Genomic DNA, 18,142 nt, shown 5'->3' on the forward strand with positions numbered 1-18,142 from the left:
TCCCTGACTAGCGGCGAAAACCATACAGTTTCCGCAAAAACAGAAACAATATCAGTCCATAGACACCCACTGCCAGATGCCCCGGTAAAGTCCCGGATACTATTTTCCAGACCGACACATCGATCAGCCGGTCCACCGTCAGCAGGGCGAATACCGACATTCCCAGAAGCAACGCCATATTGATACCTGCCTCTCGAAGCATCCCTTTACGTTCCTCTTCCATACGCAGATACTCCCTTGCGGAACGTCTGCTGCTGTCTACCAGTGTGGTCAGATCTGCCATATAGCGGATACTGATCTCCAGATTTCTGGCCAGTTCCTTTATCTTGGGATGTTCTATTCGTTCTGCCATGGACAAAAGTGCCAGCGAACTATCTCCGGTCGTCTGTGCTTCATAGGCACATTCCTCCAGTGCTCCCTTTAACGGTTCTTCCACATAACGGCTCACCTGACCCAGAATCATGGTGATCTCTCCCGCTGTCAGGCTGTAATTTCCCAGGAAATTCAGACATTTCAGCAGATTTTCATTGGTCATCCGCAATTCTTCTGCCCGCAGCGTGCTCAGGAACAGATATTCCACTGCTCCGCTTATCATTATCCCCGATAAAGCTATCAGGAATTTCCCACTGCTCCCAAGCAACACTCCAAAGATCACCGTCATTCCCAGAAGATTTCCTGCGATCCATTTCTCCGGGGTGCACGCCGGAAATCTGCGCCGCATACCGCAATAACAGAGAAATTCTTCCACCCGGCAGATCCAGGTATTGTTACGCTGTAGCTCCTGCAGCTTGTGCCGGTTTTCCAACACCCGCAGTCTTGCCGACTGATCCATCCCTTTTTTCGTCCGGGACAGCAGGCTTTTTGCTGTCTCCACCCACCGTATCCTTCCAAACAGAAGCAGAAAACCCGTAAATATTAAACAAAAGATCCATACGTATATGATCATAAGTTTCTCCTCTCATGTAATGGTCAAAACAATCTCTCATACTCCAGATTCTCTTTCTCCGCATTCCACCCCAGACAGGCGAAGATCTCCTTCACCCGGTAATGTTCCATAAACACCAGGGTCTGAAAGCAGTCCATCATTTTCATTAATTCGTTGCGGGAATAACGACTGTCATACATTGCATAGTCCACGATCTTCTCCGGTGCCCTGTCCGCAGAGGGTGCATGTACCGTAGCCGCACAGATCTGTCCTGTATACGCCGCATTCAACAGATACAGCGCTTCTCCTCCCTTCACCTCACCTATGATAAAAAAGTCCACGTCCATCGTCAGTCCCGCTATACTGATATGCTTTAAATCATAATTCACACTGCTTTCCGAGGTTCCCGGAAGCGAATGAAGGAACATCATATCCGGATGAAACAGTGTGGTCAGCTCATCCGCCTGCTGTGCCACCAGAATTGCCATATCATCCGGAAGCGTCTCCTTCAACGCATTTAACAGTGTGGTTTTACCGGAAGAATTTCCTCCGCAGATCAGGGTCGATCCCTGTCGGAACCTCTGCACCAGCAGTTCTGCCGTATTCCTGTCCAGCATCTCTTTCTCCACCAGTTCTGTCATCATGGGAAAACTCTTCGGCACCTTCCGGATACACAGATAAGGTTCGCTGTAGGTATTGACAATGGGCATGGATAGGGTAAAACGAAAGATAAAGTCCGGATGACTTTCTGTATCCGTAAACCGTTGGATCGCATTCAGGTTAGAAATATTCACCTGATTTCTGGTTGCCACATAATCAATAAACTGCCGGTACTCCTTCTCCGAAGCAAAGGCAATTCCGGCATCCATACGTTTTCCTTCTCTCTTGATCCGGATACAGTCATGACTCACCACCCGGATATCCGAAATGCTTTTGTCATCCATGAGCGGTGACAGTCTGGAATAACCGAAAATATATTGTTCAAATGATTTTAAAAGTCTTTTCCTTTTCGTTGCCGGGAAATGATAATATTGATCGATATGTTTTCCTGCCTCCTGCAGAAATTCCTCCTTGCCCAACACACCCTTTTTTACCTGGATCAAAAGCACCTGTTTCTGTGTGATAAAATCTTCTACCAGCCTCTGCAATTCTGCATCAGAGGCGGTTTCTTCCCTTTTGTTTTCTCTTTCCTCCATACATCCTCCTGTTGGTTTTTCTCAAAATAATCCATTTTGCACTAATTAATACATTATGTGATTCCTGGTCGAATATGACCTGATATTTAGAATTTTGACCTCGACTGACCTGTCGGGTAATATGCAGATTACTCCCTTCCGTGGCATCTGTCAACGCCTCCGGAACTATTTTCTCATTTTCGGAAGAATGGCCAAAGAAAAACCGCATTCTGTCAGGTTAATTTCAAAAAGCCCGTCAGAATGCGGTCTGCGCATTTGTCTATTTTGTCTTTGTCTATTTTGCCATATCCAGCTCCCGTTCCTGCTGCCAAAGCAGTTTGTCGAACTCCTCCACCGGCATCGGCCGGTAGAATAAAAAGCCCTGTACATCGGTACAATTACAGCCTAACAGGAACTCCTTCTGTTCTTCCGTCTCCACACCTTCAATGACGATATGTGCTCCCAGCTGCTGCAGCATGGCAATGGTATTGCGGATAATGATCTGACTCTTATCTTTCTCCAGATCCCGGATGAATTCCCGATCGATCTTAATCTCATCCAATGTCTGATTCTTTAACATGTTCATAGTAGAATATCCGGTACCGAAATCATCCATGGACACCAGGAACCCTCGCTCCCGCAGGCTTTCCATGCGGCGATACATACCAACCTCGTCCTCCAGGAATGCGCTCTCCGTCAGTTCCAGCGGAACATACTCCGGCAGAACATCATATTCCTCCCTGAGACGGAGCAGTGTCTCTGTCAGTTTCTCATCATACGCATGCAATCGGGATACATTGATGGAAACGGGAATAAGTGTCCGGCCTTCCTTACGCAGCTTTCCAAGATAAGCAAACACTTTCTCCCAGATATATTCATCTACATTGATGATAAATCCGTTTTTCTCCAGTACGGGAATAAACTCTCCCGGTGGCACCAGCCCCTTTTCCGGATGCTTCCAGCGCACAAGCGCCTCACCTCCGATCACTCTTCCGGCCCTCATATCGACCTTGGGCTGCACATACAGCTGTAGTTCTCCGTTCTCCAGTGCGGACACGATATCATTTTCCACCTGGCGTTCTCGCATCTTCTGACTACGCATTTTTTCATCAAATACTGCATATGTCCGATATACTTTGCCTTTAATACTGTTCATAGCCATCGTGGCGCAATCTTTCAGATAGCTGATGGCAGGGGCTCTCTCCGGTGAGATTCCGATTCCAAAGGATGGTTGTACACGGTAAGCGAACGGAAAGTCAGTTATCTTTTTTCTGATCTCCCGCACAATAATTTCCAGTTCCTCTACTTCCTCATAGCTTGTGCATAAGCAAAAGATATCTGCTCTGATATGGCAGGCATAGCTATCCGGCCTGTTATTCTCATACCAGTCAAAGCAGGACGCAATAAATCTTAGCAATCTGTCTCCTTCGTCTCTGCCGCAGAACTCATTCACAGCCTTAAACTGTACAATATCCATAATTATGACACCGTATTTTTTATCCGGCTGCTGCTTGATCATTTCACCGCACAGATAGAAAAAAGAATTGATATTATGCAGATTTGTCAGCCCTGTTCTGTTATTTTCTACATTTTCTTCCGCCATTTTTCTAAGAGAATACAGATATAATTCTTCTTTTCCGGCATCTGTTTTCTGCGGAGAAGATTCAACGATTTCCTCTTTTGCTTTCTGATACGTCATAGGCACCCTCCTCAAAACATAAACCAGTCCCGATGAATGCTTTTATTATACTTCATTTTGGTGATTTTTTCTACTATATGCCGATTTTTATTGTTTTTTTTAGGAAAAATGATATAATATGGGTGTCTGTAAAGTTATTTCAGAGAGGAGCGTACTTTATGTTTTTACTTTTAGCCGGCGGACTTTTGATCATCCTTTTGGCAGTAGTGATCGCCGTAGTATCCTCCGTGGTATCCGCAGTTGCGGCAGCTACCGACGATGCAGAAGACTGACATTCCGGACTTCGGACTGTCAGTTTTCTTCGCCCTAGCTTTTCTTTTTCTCATCTGCTTCCACAGTATCTTTCAATAACACTTCTACTTTCCGTGTTTTGAATCATAATTACAATTCTACCACCAGATCTGCATGGGCCAGCGTGGATTCCCGGTGAGCAATCACAATCGTTGTCCGCCCCGCCATCATTCTGTCCAATGCTTCATTTACCAATTTTTCAGAGTTATGATCCAATGCCGAGGTTGCCTCATCCAAAATAAGGATAGGTGCATCTTTCAAAACAGCTCTGGCAATGGCAATTCTCTGGCGTTGACCACCGGATAACAGGTTTCCGCGTTCCCCCACCCGAGTCTCATATCCATCTTTCAGCTCCATAATAAAATCATGTGCATTTGCAAGCTTTGCCGCATTGATAATGTCCTCCTGACTTGCGCCAGGCCTTCCATAGCGAATATTTTCTGCAACGCTTACGTCATAAAGATATGGTTCCTGAGGCACATAACCTATCAGTTGCCGTACCTCTGCTAAAGGATATTCTTCATAAGCCTTTCCTTTGATAAAGATTTTTCCTTCCTTTACAGGATACAGGCCCAATATAAGCTTGGCAATGGTACTCTTGCCCTTCCCCGATTCTGCCTTAAGAGCCACACATTTTCCCTTGGGAATATCCAAATTGAAATGCTGCAAAACATCCTGCCTGCCATCGTAGGAAAAGGTTACATCCCGGATACTGATTTCCGCATCTCCCTGGAAGGAAATCGCCGATACACTCTCATAGCGTTCAGGTTCTTCCTCCATATCCAGAAACTCAAACACTCTTTTAGCATTTGCAAGATAATTTGCCATAGACGGAATATAAAGTCCCACCTGTAACAAATTCCAGCTCATAGATCCGTATAACAAATAAACTGCTGCCAGCCTGTCCACCGTAGTGATTCCCTGACTGACCATAACAAGCCCCACCGCAATAAACACCAACGAGCCAAGAAGTTCAAAGATCTGATTCAGTCCATCCAGACTGGCAGACATAAAGTTCCTCTTGTTTTGCTCTTTGCGATACTTTTCATTTTCTTTGATATATTGTTCTACCATCACAGATTTCAGGGAAAATATTTTAATCTGCTCTATGCCTGACAAAATATTGGAAATTCGTTCCGCAATGGATACATTGATGGTGGACATTTCCCAACTGACTCTTTGCATGGGTTCGATAAACAAGCCGTTTATCACAAGCAGTATAGCACTGGCGCCAAAGAGGCAGAGCGTCACCTGCCAACTGAGCATCAGCATTGCTGTCAGATAAAAGCTCATCATCAAAAATGGCATCAATACCCGCCGAAATCGAGAACCATAGATACCCTGGGCCCGTTCACAGTCATTAATCACCTTTGACATGAACTCGCTGCTGCCCGTCTGTTCATAATAAGAATACGGTAATCGCATACATTTGGAATATAGGGCCTTTTGTAAATCAGCGCCACCCTTTTTTGCCTCCATAGTATATACATAAAAGGACAGTGCATAAATAAAAAGCATCAGACATCCTATCCCTGCACACAGCAGCACCTCCTTTAAAAGTCCTGCAAACATATTCCTCTGTGCATAGTTTTCTACACGAAAAATAATATTTTTGAACAAGAGTGCAGTTATCATATCAAAAACAGACAAAGCTGCACTCATGAATATAATAGCCAAAAGATATCTGATAAATCCTGTCTTCATCATTTTCAACATCCGCCAAAGGATGCGTAAATCATTATCACTGTCCGCATCCCTGGGTCCACACTGTCTGATAATCACATCACTATATGCCATTTGTCCGTACCTCCCTTCTCACAATTTCCCCATTTTCAAAGACATATATCTCGTCTGCATCCGCAATAGTGTTCCGTCTGTGTGCAATAGTTATTACCGTCCGATTATGTGAAATTTCTCTCAAAGCCACCTGAATCTCCTGCTCCGTCTCCACATCCACTGCGGAAGTTGGTTCATCCAAAAGCAAAATAGGTGCGTCCTTTAAAAAGGCTCTGGCAATAGAAACCCTCTGTTTCTGGCCTCCGGACAATCTTGCCCCTCGCTCTCCCACTTCTGTGTCATAACCCTGAGACAGTTTCATAATAAAATTATGAATATTCGCCTTTTCACAAGCCTCTATGATCTCTTCTCTGGCAGCACCAATCTTACCATACGCCACATTCTGGGCAATCGTTCCGGGGAACAAAAACACATTCTGGGACACCAGACTGATATGTTTGCGCAGTGCATTCATATCCCATTCTCTAAAATCGTGCCCATAAATACGGTATTGCCCGGCCTGTGGATAATAAAAACCAAACAAAATCTTCATAACGGTAGACTTACCTCCACCAGAATTACCGATAAATGCCACATTGCTGCCCCTTTTTATGGTCAGGCTAATATCCTTCAAAATCTGCTTTTCTTCTGAATACCCAAAATTCACATGCTCAAGTTCCAGGACGCTCTCACCTTCAGGCGCAAAAACGCCTTTTCCAGACACCTCCTCTTCCTGATCAAGAATCTCCTGTAATCTTTTTATAGAAATACTGTACTCTCGGATAGAAGCAATCCGACCCGGGATATTTCCCATAGGTTTTGAAATCTGATCCAGCAGCATTGAATAGGCTAAAATTGTGCCAACAGTCATCCTTCCATGACAGGCCTCATAAATGCAGAACAAATAACAGCAGAGTTTTGGTATCCATCGCACCAAATCCCTCACAACAAAATTCATTGCCAGCACCTTGGTTCGGCATGACTCATTCCGCACAATCTAATCTGCTATATCAAAAATACGTTTCTTCTGGAGTTCATATAAATGAAAGGTCCTGCCCACTGAAATCCCCTGAATTACATCATAAGCAGAATTTTCCAATTCATCATACAACTGCCTGCGCACTACGGCTATTTTCCCAACCATTTTGGTCAGTTTCCCTGCACTCCAAAACAGCAACGGATAGCAGATCATTGTCACCAACAACAGACGTACACTTTGTAATCCTATGTAACTGCACACAGTTATTATAGTAATTATCGCTACGAAAAGCTCCGGGATGCCCTCCGCAAATAATGCCTCCGTCTGGTACATATCCGACAAAAGTTTATTCATTAAAGTTCCCGTTCCTTCTGTATCGAAATACGGAATCCGAATCTCTACCAGCTTACTCACCAACATATTGCGTATATCTGTTTGCATGCAGATACTAAAGGTATTCTTGGAATAACTCTTGCCAAAAGCTATTGCCCCTCCCAATAGCATGAGAATAATAAATGGAATCATAAACTCCAGCAAGGCAGCCTTTTCTCCGGCAAATAAACTGTCCGTAGCGTCAGCAATTTTACTACTTCCAATCACAATTATCCGAATCAATAGATAAGAAAAAATTATATATAAGAAACAAAGATACCAATATTTTCGAATGGGATCCAAAAGCTTCGGATTTTTAGTGGTCATAAAAGGCTTCATTCGTACTTCTCCTTTAACGTAAATTATGCTGGAAACACCATCTCTTCTTTTCTCCCAAATGGTACATCAGTTTTTTGAAGAAAACCTCTGTATATACAGATAGAATGCTTGATTTTTCAGTTTTTTTGATATATTTTAGAAATAAAGCTGTTATTCCATTAAATACGCATAAGGAGAATTACCGTGCCGGCACCAATCCATCCAGATTACAATTTCAAGGTAAATCATAAGAAACGTGACAACCATTACTCTATGAATACCGCTGCATCCTATGAAAATATGTACGGCATTGGTTATATGATTTCCGGGGACCGTATCATCATTACTCCTCAAAAAACGGTAACTGTACATCCCGGCACAATTCAGTTCATTCACAAAAATCTCATACATCGTACTACTTATATTTCTGAGGGAATCTATGAAAATATTGATATAAAATTTCGGGAATCCGTGGCAGAATATATCATTTCCGTAATCGGGCAGGAGCGTTTTAATATGCTTTATGACCAAATCAGCATTACTCTCACTCCACAGGCCATCGAACAAATCGATCAGCTCGTTAAACTTATAGAACATGAATGGAATAATTATGACAATTACTCCAATACCATTATTCAGGGACTTGTTATACAATTTTTCGTAACAGCATTACGCGGACAAACGTTTTCTTCCCAAAATGATGTCATTCTGAAAGAAACTCATTTTTCCTTAATAAATGCAATCCATTACGTTCAGTGCCACTATGTAGAGGATCCTTCCCTGAGAGAAACGGCAGAGGCAGTACACCTGTCTGATTCCTATCTTTCCAGACTGTTTACATCCCGTTTGGATACCACCTACTCCCGTTTCCTCACAGGGATAAAAATTTCTCATGCCATGGCATTACTTGTTAATACAAATCTGCCCATTATGGAGATTGCCGGTCAATGCGGTTATGACAACAGCAATTATTTTTCTGATTCATTTAAAAAAATTGTTGGTGTTTCTCCGTTAAAGTACAGAAAGCAGATAAATAAATAAAAGAACAGACTTTTTCTGTCTGCTCCTTTAACTAATTTCTTTGTGGGTATCAAGCCTTACTTAGAGGTTTTAATCAATCCGTTTACCTTTTCGTTACATACTTCTGAAATCTGCTCTTTGGTTTCTCTGGTATTGTATTATATGCTCTGAAATCTTTTTCTTGGGCATTGCTATTTTTCAAAGTAAACACAATATGCAAAATTATTTTATATTTTAAAATCCATTCAAACGTCCTCTCAGTTCTTCCTGAATTCCATATGCATCTAATTTTTTCTTTCCACCTTCTGTCTTTATATATACCTCTCCTTTGGACGTAGAAAATAAAATGTCATTTGTCCAACTTTTTACTACTACTTCTACAGCATACAACTCCTCAATAATCTTGCTCTCGTCAGCTATGTTTTGAAATATAACTTCAACACAATCTGAGCTTACATATGGTTTCATCTGTCCGACTCTTTCAGCTATCTTTCTACTTATAACATCCTGATCATCTTTAGATAATTTTACTCCCTTCACTATTCTTTTATCACTTATCCCCCACTTTATTGTTCCTATACCAACGACACGACTATTTAAAAAAGCATTAATGTATATCTCAGCAACATCAATTATAGCGTTTATTGGACTACTACCCTTTATTTCCTTATACTCTATATTTCTCTTTTCAGTTTCCTTCACTTCCTGATTTAACATATACTTTACAATTATTTTTCCTTCTTCGTTTTTTTCTTGCCCCCTCATTATTTGCTTCATATTATTTTTAAAAATTTTATTATAATCAAATTGAGGTCGAGTAGATATTATATCTTTGCAGGTTCTTATCAAGTATATTACATTTTCTTCTGTTTCTTCAGTTATAGTGGTAGTTAAAATAATTTGAACATCTTTTAATCTTTTCATAACTTCTATCAAATTATTTCTAATTTTTGAATCCACTTTAGCAAAAGGTGCATCTAATAATATAATACTATTTGAAGGAATAAGATATAGCAAATTTAAAATTTGTATAACGCTTTGTTGACCTTGAGACATATATACCCCTTCATATGCCAAAGAAAAATACCTTTCCATATCAACATTTTTTAATAATTTCATCGCATTCTTTATCATTTTAGTATTCAATTGACAATCATAATCCAGAAATTCTCCACTAAAAATAAACACCTTGTTTTCTTCCATTCTTGCAATTTTCTTTATATCTGCAAAAGATGATACAAAATATCCAGATTGTCCTTTTTTATATACCTTTTTTAAAACTAATTTTTCTTTGGAATCATGCAAATTCATACATATATATGCTTCTTGATTTTTATTCGTAAATTTGATTATTCCAGAATCGTGAAATAATGAATACAATAGTGCAAGTAAAGTTGTTTTCCCAACCCCATTCTCCCCTTGTATTATATTTATACTTTTATCAAATTTTAAAAATAAATTTTCCCATAATCCTAAATTCGAAATTTCTACTGTATCTATTATCATCTTACGTGTCCTTTACATAGTTTTTGGCTCTCATTTTATATATAATGGCAATAATAACTTTTGACACTCTTACTTTATTTCTCGAATATACATCATTATTAAATTCAACCCATGCCATACCCTTTCTCCTAATCATAAGCACTACACAAAGCAGATAAATATTTGTTTCATTTTAGTTGTCAATTTTTTATTTTACTCAATTACTTCCCATTCACCGGCTTTAGTAGCACCTTTTCTTGTAATTTCTCCAGATTTCTTCATCAATTTAATTCGATAGCGCACTGCCTCTGCTTTCACATTCAGCATCTCTGCTATTTCATTAGCACTAATTGCCGGATTTTCTTTCATTAACTTCTTAATTTCTTTGGTAATTTCTTTGGTAATTTCTTTGGTAATTTCTTTGGTAATTTCTTTGGTGACATCCGAACTCTTCTGCTCTTCCTCACGAATAGCTGCAAATTCATCATTAATCATGACCACTGCCATTGTATAATCATCAGTGTCGTTATCCGGCAAAAATTGCAATTCCGGTGAATGATTCTCTTTTAATGCATCCTTCGCACGTCGAATTCCCGAACCATATGACTCTATCAAATCCAGTGCAAAAAACATTTCTTTTAGCTCCGGATTCAAATACTGCCGATCATCAAATCGGGTTTCTTTATTCATTGCCTCAATTGTAACAGGAGGCACAGGCCGATTGTGGTTCACAAATGTTATTCTATCATTATAAATATAAATACCGATATAATTAGGTGACTCATACTGTTTGTGCAAAATACAATTTGTTGCCAGTTCCTCAAAAACCGTTAATGGCCAATTATAAACGATTCTATGTTCTATCGTCTCGCTATCCCTAACAGTATAGGAAGCCATAATATTGTCCTTAAAATATCGACTAACCTGCTTTGCCTGTATCCAAATCGGACCATCAAAAATTTTAGCTTCCATCTTATCCGTTCCAATAGCTTCCCTAATTATTTCCACATGAGCATAAGGTATGAATTTATCTGGTTTCTCTGTAAACATTAATACAGCAAAATTTTTCGCACGATACCCACCATATTCACTTTCACTAATTAATCCCATACTTTTTGCCATATCCAGTTTGGACTGATTTCTGATATCTTCTCTAGCATTTGTAGAAATCAAGTACTCCTTCATATATTCGTAACTCAAATCATCCAGAGTTGCTGTCTCATTCAAATTGGAGCTGAATACATCATGAGCAAATTTACGTAACAATTCATATTCCTCTTTAAAATTTGGCAAACGGCTATCTCTTTTTACTCTGATGTATCTACCGGCTTTTAATGAAATATCTTTGTCACTTTCTGCCTTATCACTTGTCTGATAAGGTCCGGAAGTTCCCGGTTCTACTGCTACAATAATATAATTCCTATCATCAACAACATCTGTAATCAGATGATAACTCACCTTAGGATAAATATTCGCCAATAATTGTTTCAACGAATTTTCTGTACTTTCTATCAACGATTCTTCTATACCATAAATAGGTCTTTTCGGAATGGCTTTTTCTCCCGTCTTTGGATCATTTACTTCCTCTATTCCAATAAACAGCAAACCAATCTCTCTATTCATGTAATTATTGGCAAATGCACAGATTGTCTTTAATATCTTATCTTTAAAAGTCGCAGACTTTTTATATTCAATATAATCATTTTCTATGCTGCCTTTTTCCAGAATGTCATGGGCCATTCTTTGAATATCTTCAATTCGCATATGCTTCTACCTGCCTTTTTGGTTATTAATATCTCCGAGAGTTCTCCGTTTTAAAAAATCCCTAAACTTATCTCTATTAAACTAAACAGATAACGCAATAACTCATCACATCTATTACTAGCAATGACATATTCCAATAATTCATCCAAATACCACCCAACTGCTTTCATTTCCATACTTTCTAGACAGGCCAAATATATTGTAGATTTCAACTAACTTCTGTCCAGAAAGATACTTTATTTTATACTATCCACTAAACTAATCTCTACTGCTCCGCAATTCTTGCCGCCAGGTCTTCTAAGTACATCCAGCGTTCCATTTTTTCTTCCAGCTGCTGTTCCGCAGCCTCTTTTTCCTGTGTTAATTCATTCAGCTTTACAAAATCACTTGCATATTTTGAAAAATCCGCTTCTAGCGCAGAGATCTTATCCTCTAATGCTGCCATTTCGCCTTCAATGGATTCATAGTCTTTCTGTTCCTGGTAAGTGAATTTTAATTTGCGTTTCTGTCCGTTTTTCCAGTTTTTAGAAGTAGTTTCCTCATCGGCGTTCTTCGGCTGGGATGCTGCCGCCGTTCCTGTGCTCTCTGTGTTCCCCTCCGCAGCTTTCCTATTGGCATAATCTGTGTAACCGCCCTCATACTGCACCATGCGGGTATCCTCCAGGGCGAAGATCCTGCGGACCACACGATCCAGAAAATACCGGTCATGGGACACGACGATGACGATGCCTGGGAACGTGTCCAGATAATCCTCCAGTACCTGCAGGGTGGCAATATCCAGATCGTTGGTAGGCTCATCGAGAATCAGGACATTGGGTGCCCCCATCAGTACCTTGCATAATTGCAGTCTGCGCCGTTCTCCACCAGACAGCTTTCCCAGCTGTCCGTACTGGTCTTCCCCGGAAAACAGGAACCGCTCCAGCATTCTCGCTGCCGTGATCTGTCCATCCTCCGTGGTGATATATTCTGCCACATCCCGGATATAATCAATGACTCTCTGCTCCGGATGCATCATGGTGTCGTCGATCTCCTGGGCATAATATCCCAGCTTCACGGTCTGCCCAATCTCAATATGTCCGCTGTCCGGAGCCACTTCACCCAGGATCATTTTCATCAGCGTGGTTTTACCACTGCCGTTAGGGCCGATAAATCCCACCCGGTCGTCCTTGCCGAACAGATAGGTAAAATCACGGATCAACACTTTATCGCCATAGCTTTTGGATACATTCTCGATCTCTACTGTGGTACGGCCCAGTCTGGATGCTGCGGAAGTCAATTCCACTTTGCCGTCCGTCACGGGTCCCTTCACATTTTTCAATTCCTCAAAACGCTGCAATCTGGCCTTCTGCTTCGTAGAGCGGGCTCTGGCGCCCCGCTGTACCCAGGCAAGCTCATTGCGTAGGATATTCAGGCGCTTTTTCTCACTGGCCTGTGCCATCTCCTCCCGCTGCATTTTCAGTTCCAGATAGCCGGAATAATTGGCATCATAGGAATAAATCTTCCCTTTGTCCAGTTCCAGGATCCGGTCAGTGACACTGTCCAGAAAATAGCGGTCGTGAGTGACCATGATCATAGCGCCTTTGCGGCGGCGCAGCTGATCCTCCAGCCAGTCAGACATGGAATTGTCCAGATGGTTGGTAGGCTCGTCCAATAACAGGATATCCGCCGGGGACAACAGTACCGATACCAGTGCCAGACGCTTGCGCTGTCCGCCGGACAGCTGCCCGCAGGGCTGATCAAATTCCGTAACCCCCAGTTTCGTCAGCATGCTTTTGGCATCCGCCTCGATGGTTCCGGCGTTTTCCTCCACACGATTGCCACGCAGCACTGCCTCCAGCACCGTCTCCTCCGGAGCAAATTCCGGGTTCTGCGGCAGATAACGCACCAGACAATGGTTTGCCTTGATCACGGTGCCATCATCGGCTTCCTCCAGCCCGGCAATCATTTTTAACAAAGTGGATTTTCCGGTTCCGTTAATACCAATGATTCCGGCCTTTTCCCCTTCCTGCAGGAAAAAGGAGGCTCCGTCAAAAATCTTGCGTACTCCATAACTTTTGGTAATATTATCAACAGTCAATATATTCATCTGTACTACCTCATATTTTCTGAATGAATTCTCTGGATGGCTTATCTAAACTTTTTTCTCAAAGAATCGTATCATTTTTCATGTGCTATGCTTTCCAAATGTAGTATACTATAAATAATCTATTTTAGGAAAGAAGGTTTTCGCATGAACTTAAAAGATGCTGCTGCGAATCTGAATCAGGCGCACCCGGAAGACATCCTTCATCCCCTCTATACTCCCTGGGGTGAAATGATGATGCGCTCCGGTTCCTATGACGATATCCTGTCGGAATATCCCCGTCCGCAAATGAAACGAACGGATTACCATACGCTGAACGGTCTCTGGGAATATGCTTTTGTGCCCGCAGATGGGAGCAGTTCTTCGGAGGATCCTGCGTATTTTACCGCTCAGGGTTCCATCCGGGTGCCTTTTTCTCCGGAAGCCCTGCTTTCCGGAGTTCACAGACGGCTGGAGCCCACGGAGTACCTGTGGTACCACCGGGAACTCTCTTTTACCACGGAAGAGCTTTCCCAAAAAGAGGAAACTATGCGCTGCATTCTGCATTTTGATGCGGTAGATCAGGAAGCAACCGTCTTCCTCGGCACAAAGCGGCTTGGCACTCACAGCGGGGGCTACCTTCCTTTTTCCTTAGACATCACAGAATATGTAAACGCAGATCCGGTATCTCTCTATGTAAAAGTCCGGGATCTGACCGACACCGGTTACGCCACCAGAGGCAAGCAGACCCTGAACCGCGGCGGCATGTTCTACACCGCCCAGAGCGGCATCTGGCAGAGTGTCTGGTACGAATGGGTTCCGGAAAACTATGTGATCAATTATAAGATCACCCCGGAGTACAACAAGGCTTCCGTAACCTTCGTTCTGTGTTCTCCGAAGCCGTTCAACCATTTGGAATTCCGGGTGAACATTCCCTCCTGCGACGGAACCCTCGCGCAGGAAAATACCGGTTCACTCACGCGGATGCGTGTACGTAAAATTTCCGAGCAACAGGATTCCTTTGGGCTCACGCATACCACGGTAGTACTTTCTTTTCCCGCCAGCGTCACCTATTCCGCTACAGCTCCCGCGGATGTGCCGGAGCCGGTGAATTTCAAGCCCTGGAGCCCGGAACACCCCTGGCTGTATCCCTTTACCCTGAACGCCGATGAGGATACCGTGGATGGTTATTTTGCCATGCGCTGCTACTCCGTAGAGCCAGATTCTAAGGGCATCCCTCGCTTCTGCCTGAATCACAGACCTTATTTTCTCCATGGGATCCTGGATCAGGGCTACTGGTCCGACGGGCTAATGACTGCTCCCTGCGATGAGGCTTTTGTCTATGATATTAACCTTGCAAAAGGCCTAGGATTCAACATGCTCCGGAAACATATCAAGATCGAATCTCTGCGCTGGTATTACCACTGCGATCGTCTGGGTATGATCGTATGGCAGGATATGGTCAGCGGCGGCTCTACCTATCATATGCCCTGGGTGTGTTATATGCCAACATTATTCCCCCACATGTCCGCCCACACGAAGGACAATCATTACGAACTGTTCTCCCGTAGCTCCGAGGAAGGCCGGAAAAGCTGGGAGCAGGAATGTTTAGACACCATAGATCATCTGTACAATGTCCCTTCCATCGCCGTATGGGTGCCCTTCAACGAAGGCTGGGGACAGTTCGATGCTGCCCGTATTGCGAAAATGGTGGCAAAAAAAGACCCCACCCGTCCGATAGACCATGCCAGCGGCTGGTTCGACCAGAAAGGCGGGGATTTCCGCAGTATTCATAACTACTTCCGTCCGTTACAGGTAAAATTGGATGAAAAAAGGGCTTTCGTTATCTCGGAATATGGTGGCTACGCCTGTCACATCGACGGGCATTCCAGTGTGGACCGGGTCTACGGATATCAGAAATATGACACCCCGGAGGAGATGGCTGCTGCCCTAAAGCAGTTATTTTCCAGACAATTATTTCCTCTGATCTCAAAGGGCTTGAGCGGTGCGGTATATACGCAGCTCTCCGATGTGGAAGAAGAGGTGAACGGTCTGGTGACTTACGACCGGCGTATCGTCAAACTGCCTGTGGGACATCCGTTTGCGGCACCATCCTCTTTTGCAGCACCTTACTCACATGGAAATAAGCCGGAATAAGGAATGCATCCGCCATGATCCAGGCAATGGGACTGCCCAGGCATACCCCGGTGAAGCCGATGATTGGCACCAGTCCAAAGCCTGCCAAGGATCTGGCGATCATTTCGAAGACACCTGCTAAAATGGCGAATTTCGGGAAACCCATACCCTGGATCAGGAAACGGACAATGTTCACCAGTGCAAGCGGAATATAGAATGCCGTATTCCATAACAGAAAAGCACACACGTTGGCAATGATCTCTGCCTCGCCGCCGTCCACGAACAGCTGCGCCAGCGGACCGCCGAAAAATACTGCAATCAAAAATGCGATCACAGAGTATCCTACCCCCAACAGTACACAGGATTTAAGTCCCTTGCCAAGACGGTCCAGTTTGCCGGCTCCCACGTTCTGTCCACCGTAGGTTGCCATAGTGGAACCCATGGCATCAAAAGGACAGGCTAAGAAGTTACCGATCTTGCCGCCTGCAGTCATGGCCGCAACTGCCGCAGAACCTAAGGTATTGGCTGCAGTCTGTAAGATTACACTGCCAATGGCGGTAATGGAATACTGTAGCCCCATAGGAACTCCCATGCCGCACAACACCATCATCATATGTCCGTCCACTTTCCATTCTTCCCTGTGGATTCGCAGGATCTCGAATTTTTTCACCATATAGACCAGACATGCCACACCTGAGACTCCCTGGGAGATCACCGTTGCCCAGGCTGCCCCCGCCACGCCCATGTGCAGGGATATGATAAAATACAGATCCAGCACAATATTAATAACGGAAGACAGCACTAAGAATACCACAGGAGTCTTGCTGTCGCCGGTTGCACGGATCACACCTGCCACGATATTATACAGATACACTGTAGGGATACCGATGAAAATAATAAAAATATAGTTATACGCCCCATCAATGATGTTGGCGGGTGTCTTCATCCATACCAGAATATCCCGGCACAGGATCGCTGTTACAACGGTCATGATGACGGAAAATGCCAGTCCCAGCCAGGCGCAGTTGGCCACATATTTGCGCATGCCCACATAATCTCCGGCACCGAATTTATGGGACACGGGGATGGCAAATCCATTACAGACACCCATGCAGAAACCGATCACCAGGAAGTTAATAGATCCGGTAGATCCTACTGCCGCCAGATCATCCACACCAAGAAACCGTCCTACGATCATGGTATCTACCAGATTATAGAACTGCTGGAATAAAAATCCGAATAATAACGGCACAGCAAAGCTGATGATAAGTTTCATGGGGCTGCCTTTTGTCAGGTCTTTTGTCATGGTAATAACCTCTCCATTTTTCAAATCAACCGCAAGCACTGAATTTATCAGTGTTTCCTGTTATTTCTATCGTTGAGAGTATATACGCGGCGCTCCAAAAAAGCAATATCTTTTTTTGCACATTTTATGTTTTTTTGCTATACTCTTTTTGTCATTTTTTTACAAGCATTGTTATTATGAGAGGGGAATTGTCATGAACGAATTTTTGAAATATCTGAAAATGATACCTGTAATTATCTATCCTTATATTTATGTATTGATTCTTGCTGTCTTCTTCCTGTTTGTAGGCGTACTGCCAGAGGATACCACGGATATCTCCCTGCTTGTCCTGCTTATCATCGCAGTCATCTATAACCTGTATTCCTTTGTCATCGTAATCGTCAATGCGGTACAGACCGCCAGGGGAAAATTGACTGCAGGGCAGGCTGCCCGGATGAACCTGATCATCAAAGGAATTCAGATTCCTGCTTATATCATGCACTTTATCCTGGGTTTCATCGGACTTGCCATGAGTGTCTGGGGCATCGGCTTTCTCCTGTGGGCAGTACTCATTGATCTTTTGACGATCCTGCTCACCGGCATCAGTTCCATCGGCTGCAGTATTCGCATGCGCAAAGAAAGGCTTGTCTCCCTGCCGGGTGCCATCTTCATGGGGATCGGATGTTTTATCTACTGTGCGGATGTGGCGATCGCCATTGTGTATGTTGTGAAAGCCCGGAAGAAATCTCCTGCTAAATAGAAAGTTAGCCTAGCTACGAGCCATGCAAAAATAGAGTGGAACACCTCGGTGGGAGCTTGCTCACACAAGAGGTTATTTCGTTCTATTTTTATACT

The 18,142-nt window shown here is 43.2% G+C and carries 13 protein-coding genes; 3 read left to right on the forward strand and 10 right to left on the reverse strand.

What is annotated here, in order from left to right:
* Positions 1-7 precede the first annotated feature (7 nt).
* The 6 genes from DWZ61_RS09900 to DWZ61_RS09925 all read right to left on the reverse strand — a co-directional run bounded on the left by DWZ61_RS09900 (position 8) and on the right by DWZ61_RS09925 (position 7,556).
* A complete protein-coding gene (locus DWZ61_RS09900; RefSeq protein ID WP_145985619.1) occupies positions 8-874 on the reverse strand; it encodes a hypothetical protein in 867 nt (288 codons plus the stop codon).
* Positions 875-969: 95 nt separating this feature from the next.
* The gene (locus tag DWZ61_RS09905; RefSeq protein ID WP_118538289.1) at positions 970-2,121 is read right to left on the reverse strand and encodes an ATPase, T2SS/T4P/T4SS family; all 1,152 of its coding nucleotides are present in this window, start codon (positions 2,119-2,121) and stop codon (positions 970-972) included.
* Between the two features lie 274 nt (positions 2,122-2,395).
* Positions 2,396-3,799 carry a GGDEF domain-containing phosphodiesterase gene (locus tag DWZ61_RS09910; protein ID WP_118538291.1) on the reverse strand — a complete coding sequence of 468 codons (1,404 nt, stop codon included), beginning with the start codon at positions 3,797-3,799 and terminating at the stop codon, positions 2,396-2,398.
* Between the two features lie 381 nt (positions 3,800-4,180).
* A complete protein-coding gene (locus DWZ61_RS09915; RefSeq protein ID WP_118538293.1) occupies positions 4,181-5,887 on the reverse strand; it encodes an ABC transporter ATP-binding protein in 1,707 nt (568 codons plus the stop codon).
* Positions 5,877-6,737: an ABC transporter ATP-binding protein gene (locus DWZ61_RS09920; RefSeq protein ID WP_182427046.1), complete on the reverse strand. Its 861-nt coding sequence runs from the start codon at positions 6,735-6,737 to the stop codon at positions 5,877-5,879. Before DWZ61_RS09920 ends, DWZ61_RS09915 begins: the two co-directional genes overlap by 11 nt.
* A gap of 126 nt (positions 6,738-6,863) precedes the next feature.
* Positions 6,864-7,556 (reverse strand): ABC transporter ATP-binding protein, encoded by a 693-nt coding sequence (locus DWZ61_RS09925; RefSeq protein ID WP_118538297.1) that lies wholly within the window; start codon positions 7,554-7,556, stop codon positions 6,864-6,866.
* A 183-nt stretch (positions 7,557-7,739) separates the two neighbouring features.
* Between DWZ61_RS09925 and DWZ61_RS09930 the strand changes: the two genes are divergently transcribed.
* Positions 7,740-8,576, forward strand: a complete 837-nt coding sequence (locus tag DWZ61_RS09930; RefSeq protein WP_118538298.1) for an AraC family transcriptional regulator — start codon at positions 7,740-7,742, stop codon at positions 8,574-8,576.
* A 213-nt stretch (positions 8,577-8,789) separates the two neighbouring features.
* Here DWZ61_RS09930 and DWZ61_RS09935 read toward each other — a convergent pair whose 3' ends face one another.
* The 3 genes from DWZ61_RS09935 to DWZ61_RS09945 form a co-directional block, all read right to left on the reverse strand.
* Positions 8,790-10,061, reverse strand: coding sequence for an AAA family ATPase (locus DWZ61_RS09935; RefSeq protein WP_118538300.1), 1,272 nt, complete (start codon positions 10,059-10,061; stop codon positions 8,790-8,792).
* Positions 10,062-10,253: 192 nt separating this feature from the next.
* Positions 10,254-11,804, reverse strand: a complete 1,551-nt coding sequence (locus DWZ61_RS09940; RefSeq protein ID WP_118538302.1) for an RNA-binding domain-containing protein — start codon at positions 11,802-11,804, stop codon at positions 10,254-10,256.
* 265 nt (positions 11,805-12,069) lie between these two features.
* Complete coding sequence (locus tag DWZ61_RS09945) at positions 12,070-13,890, reverse strand: ABC-F family ATP-binding cassette domain-containing protein (protein WP_118538304.1); 1,821 nt, start codon at positions 13,888-13,890, stop codon at positions 12,070-12,072.
* A 144-nt stretch (positions 13,891-14,034) separates the two neighbouring features.
* Between DWZ61_RS09945 and DWZ61_RS09950 the strand changes: the two genes are divergently transcribed.
* Positions 14,035-16,023, forward strand: coding sequence for a sugar-binding domain-containing protein (locus tag DWZ61_RS09950; protein ID WP_118538306.1), 1,989 nt, complete (start codon positions 14,035-14,037; stop codon positions 16,021-16,023).
* Here the strand turns inward: DWZ61_RS09950 and DWZ61_RS09955 are convergent.
* Entirely contained in the window at positions 15,944-17,308 is a 1,365-nt protein-coding gene (locus DWZ61_RS09955; protein WP_118538308.1) for an MATE family efflux transporter, read from the reverse strand. The two genes, DWZ61_RS09950 and DWZ61_RS09955, sit on opposite strands and share 80 nt — an antisense overlap.
* Positions 17,309-17,501: 193 nt before the next feature.
* Between DWZ61_RS09955 and DWZ61_RS09960 the strand changes: the two genes are divergently transcribed.
* Positions 17,502-18,047, forward strand: coding sequence for a hypothetical protein (locus DWZ61_RS09960; RefSeq protein WP_117465624.1), 546 nt, complete (start codon positions 17,502-17,504; stop codon positions 18,045-18,047).
* Positions 18,048-18,142: the final 95 nt, after the last annotated feature.

Source organism: Clostridium sp. AF34-10BH (assembly GCF_003478095.1).
Lineage (GTDB): Bacteria > Bacillota > Clostridia > Lachnospirales > Lachnospiraceae > Acetatifactor > Acetatifactor acetigignens.

Excerpts from the sequence above, each read along its gene's own strand:
- DWZ61_RS09950 (WP_118538306.1), top strand. The coding sequence starts at position 14,035 with ATGAACTTAAAAGATGCTGCTGCGAATCTGAATCAGGCGCACCCGGAA.
- DWZ61_RS09940 (WP_118538302.1), bottom strand. The coding sequence starts at position 11,804 with ATGCGAATTGAAGATATTCAAAGAATGGCCCATGACATTCTGGAAAAA.
- DWZ61_RS09915 (WP_118538293.1), bottom strand. The coding sequence starts at position 5,887 with ATGGCATATAGTGATGTGATTATCAGACAGTGTGGACCCAGGGATGCG.
- DWZ61_RS09925 (WP_118538297.1), bottom strand. The coding sequence starts at position 7,556 with ATGAAGCCTTTTATGACCACTAAAAATCCGAAGCTTTTGGATCCCATT.
- DWZ61_RS09920 (WP_182427046.1), bottom strand. The coding sequence starts at position 6,737 with ATGACTGTTGGCACAATTTTAGCCTATTCAATGCTGCTGGATCAGATT.
- DWZ61_RS09905 (WP_118538289.1), bottom strand. The coding sequence starts at position 2,121 with ATGGAGGAAAGAGAAAACAAAAGGGAAGAAACCGCCTCTGATGCAGAA.
- DWZ61_RS09910 (WP_118538291.1), bottom strand. The coding sequence starts at position 3,799 with ATGACGTATCAGAAAGCAAAAGAGGAAATCGTTGAATCTTCTCCGCAG.
- DWZ61_RS09935 (WP_118538300.1), bottom strand. The coding sequence starts at position 10,061 with ATGATAATAGATACAGTAGAAATTTCGAATTTAGGATTATGGGAAAAT.
- DWZ61_RS09945 (WP_118538304.1), bottom strand. The coding sequence starts at position 13,890 with ATGAATATATTGACTGTTGATAATATTACCAAAAGTTATGGAGTACGC.
- DWZ61_RS09960 (WP_117465624.1), top strand. The coding sequence starts at position 17,502 with ATGAACGAATTTTTGAAATATCTGAAAATGATACCTGTAATTATCTAT.
- DWZ61_RS09955 (WP_118538308.1), bottom strand. The coding sequence starts at position 17,308 with ATGACAAAAGACCTGACAAAAGGCAGCCCCATGAAACTTATCATCAGC.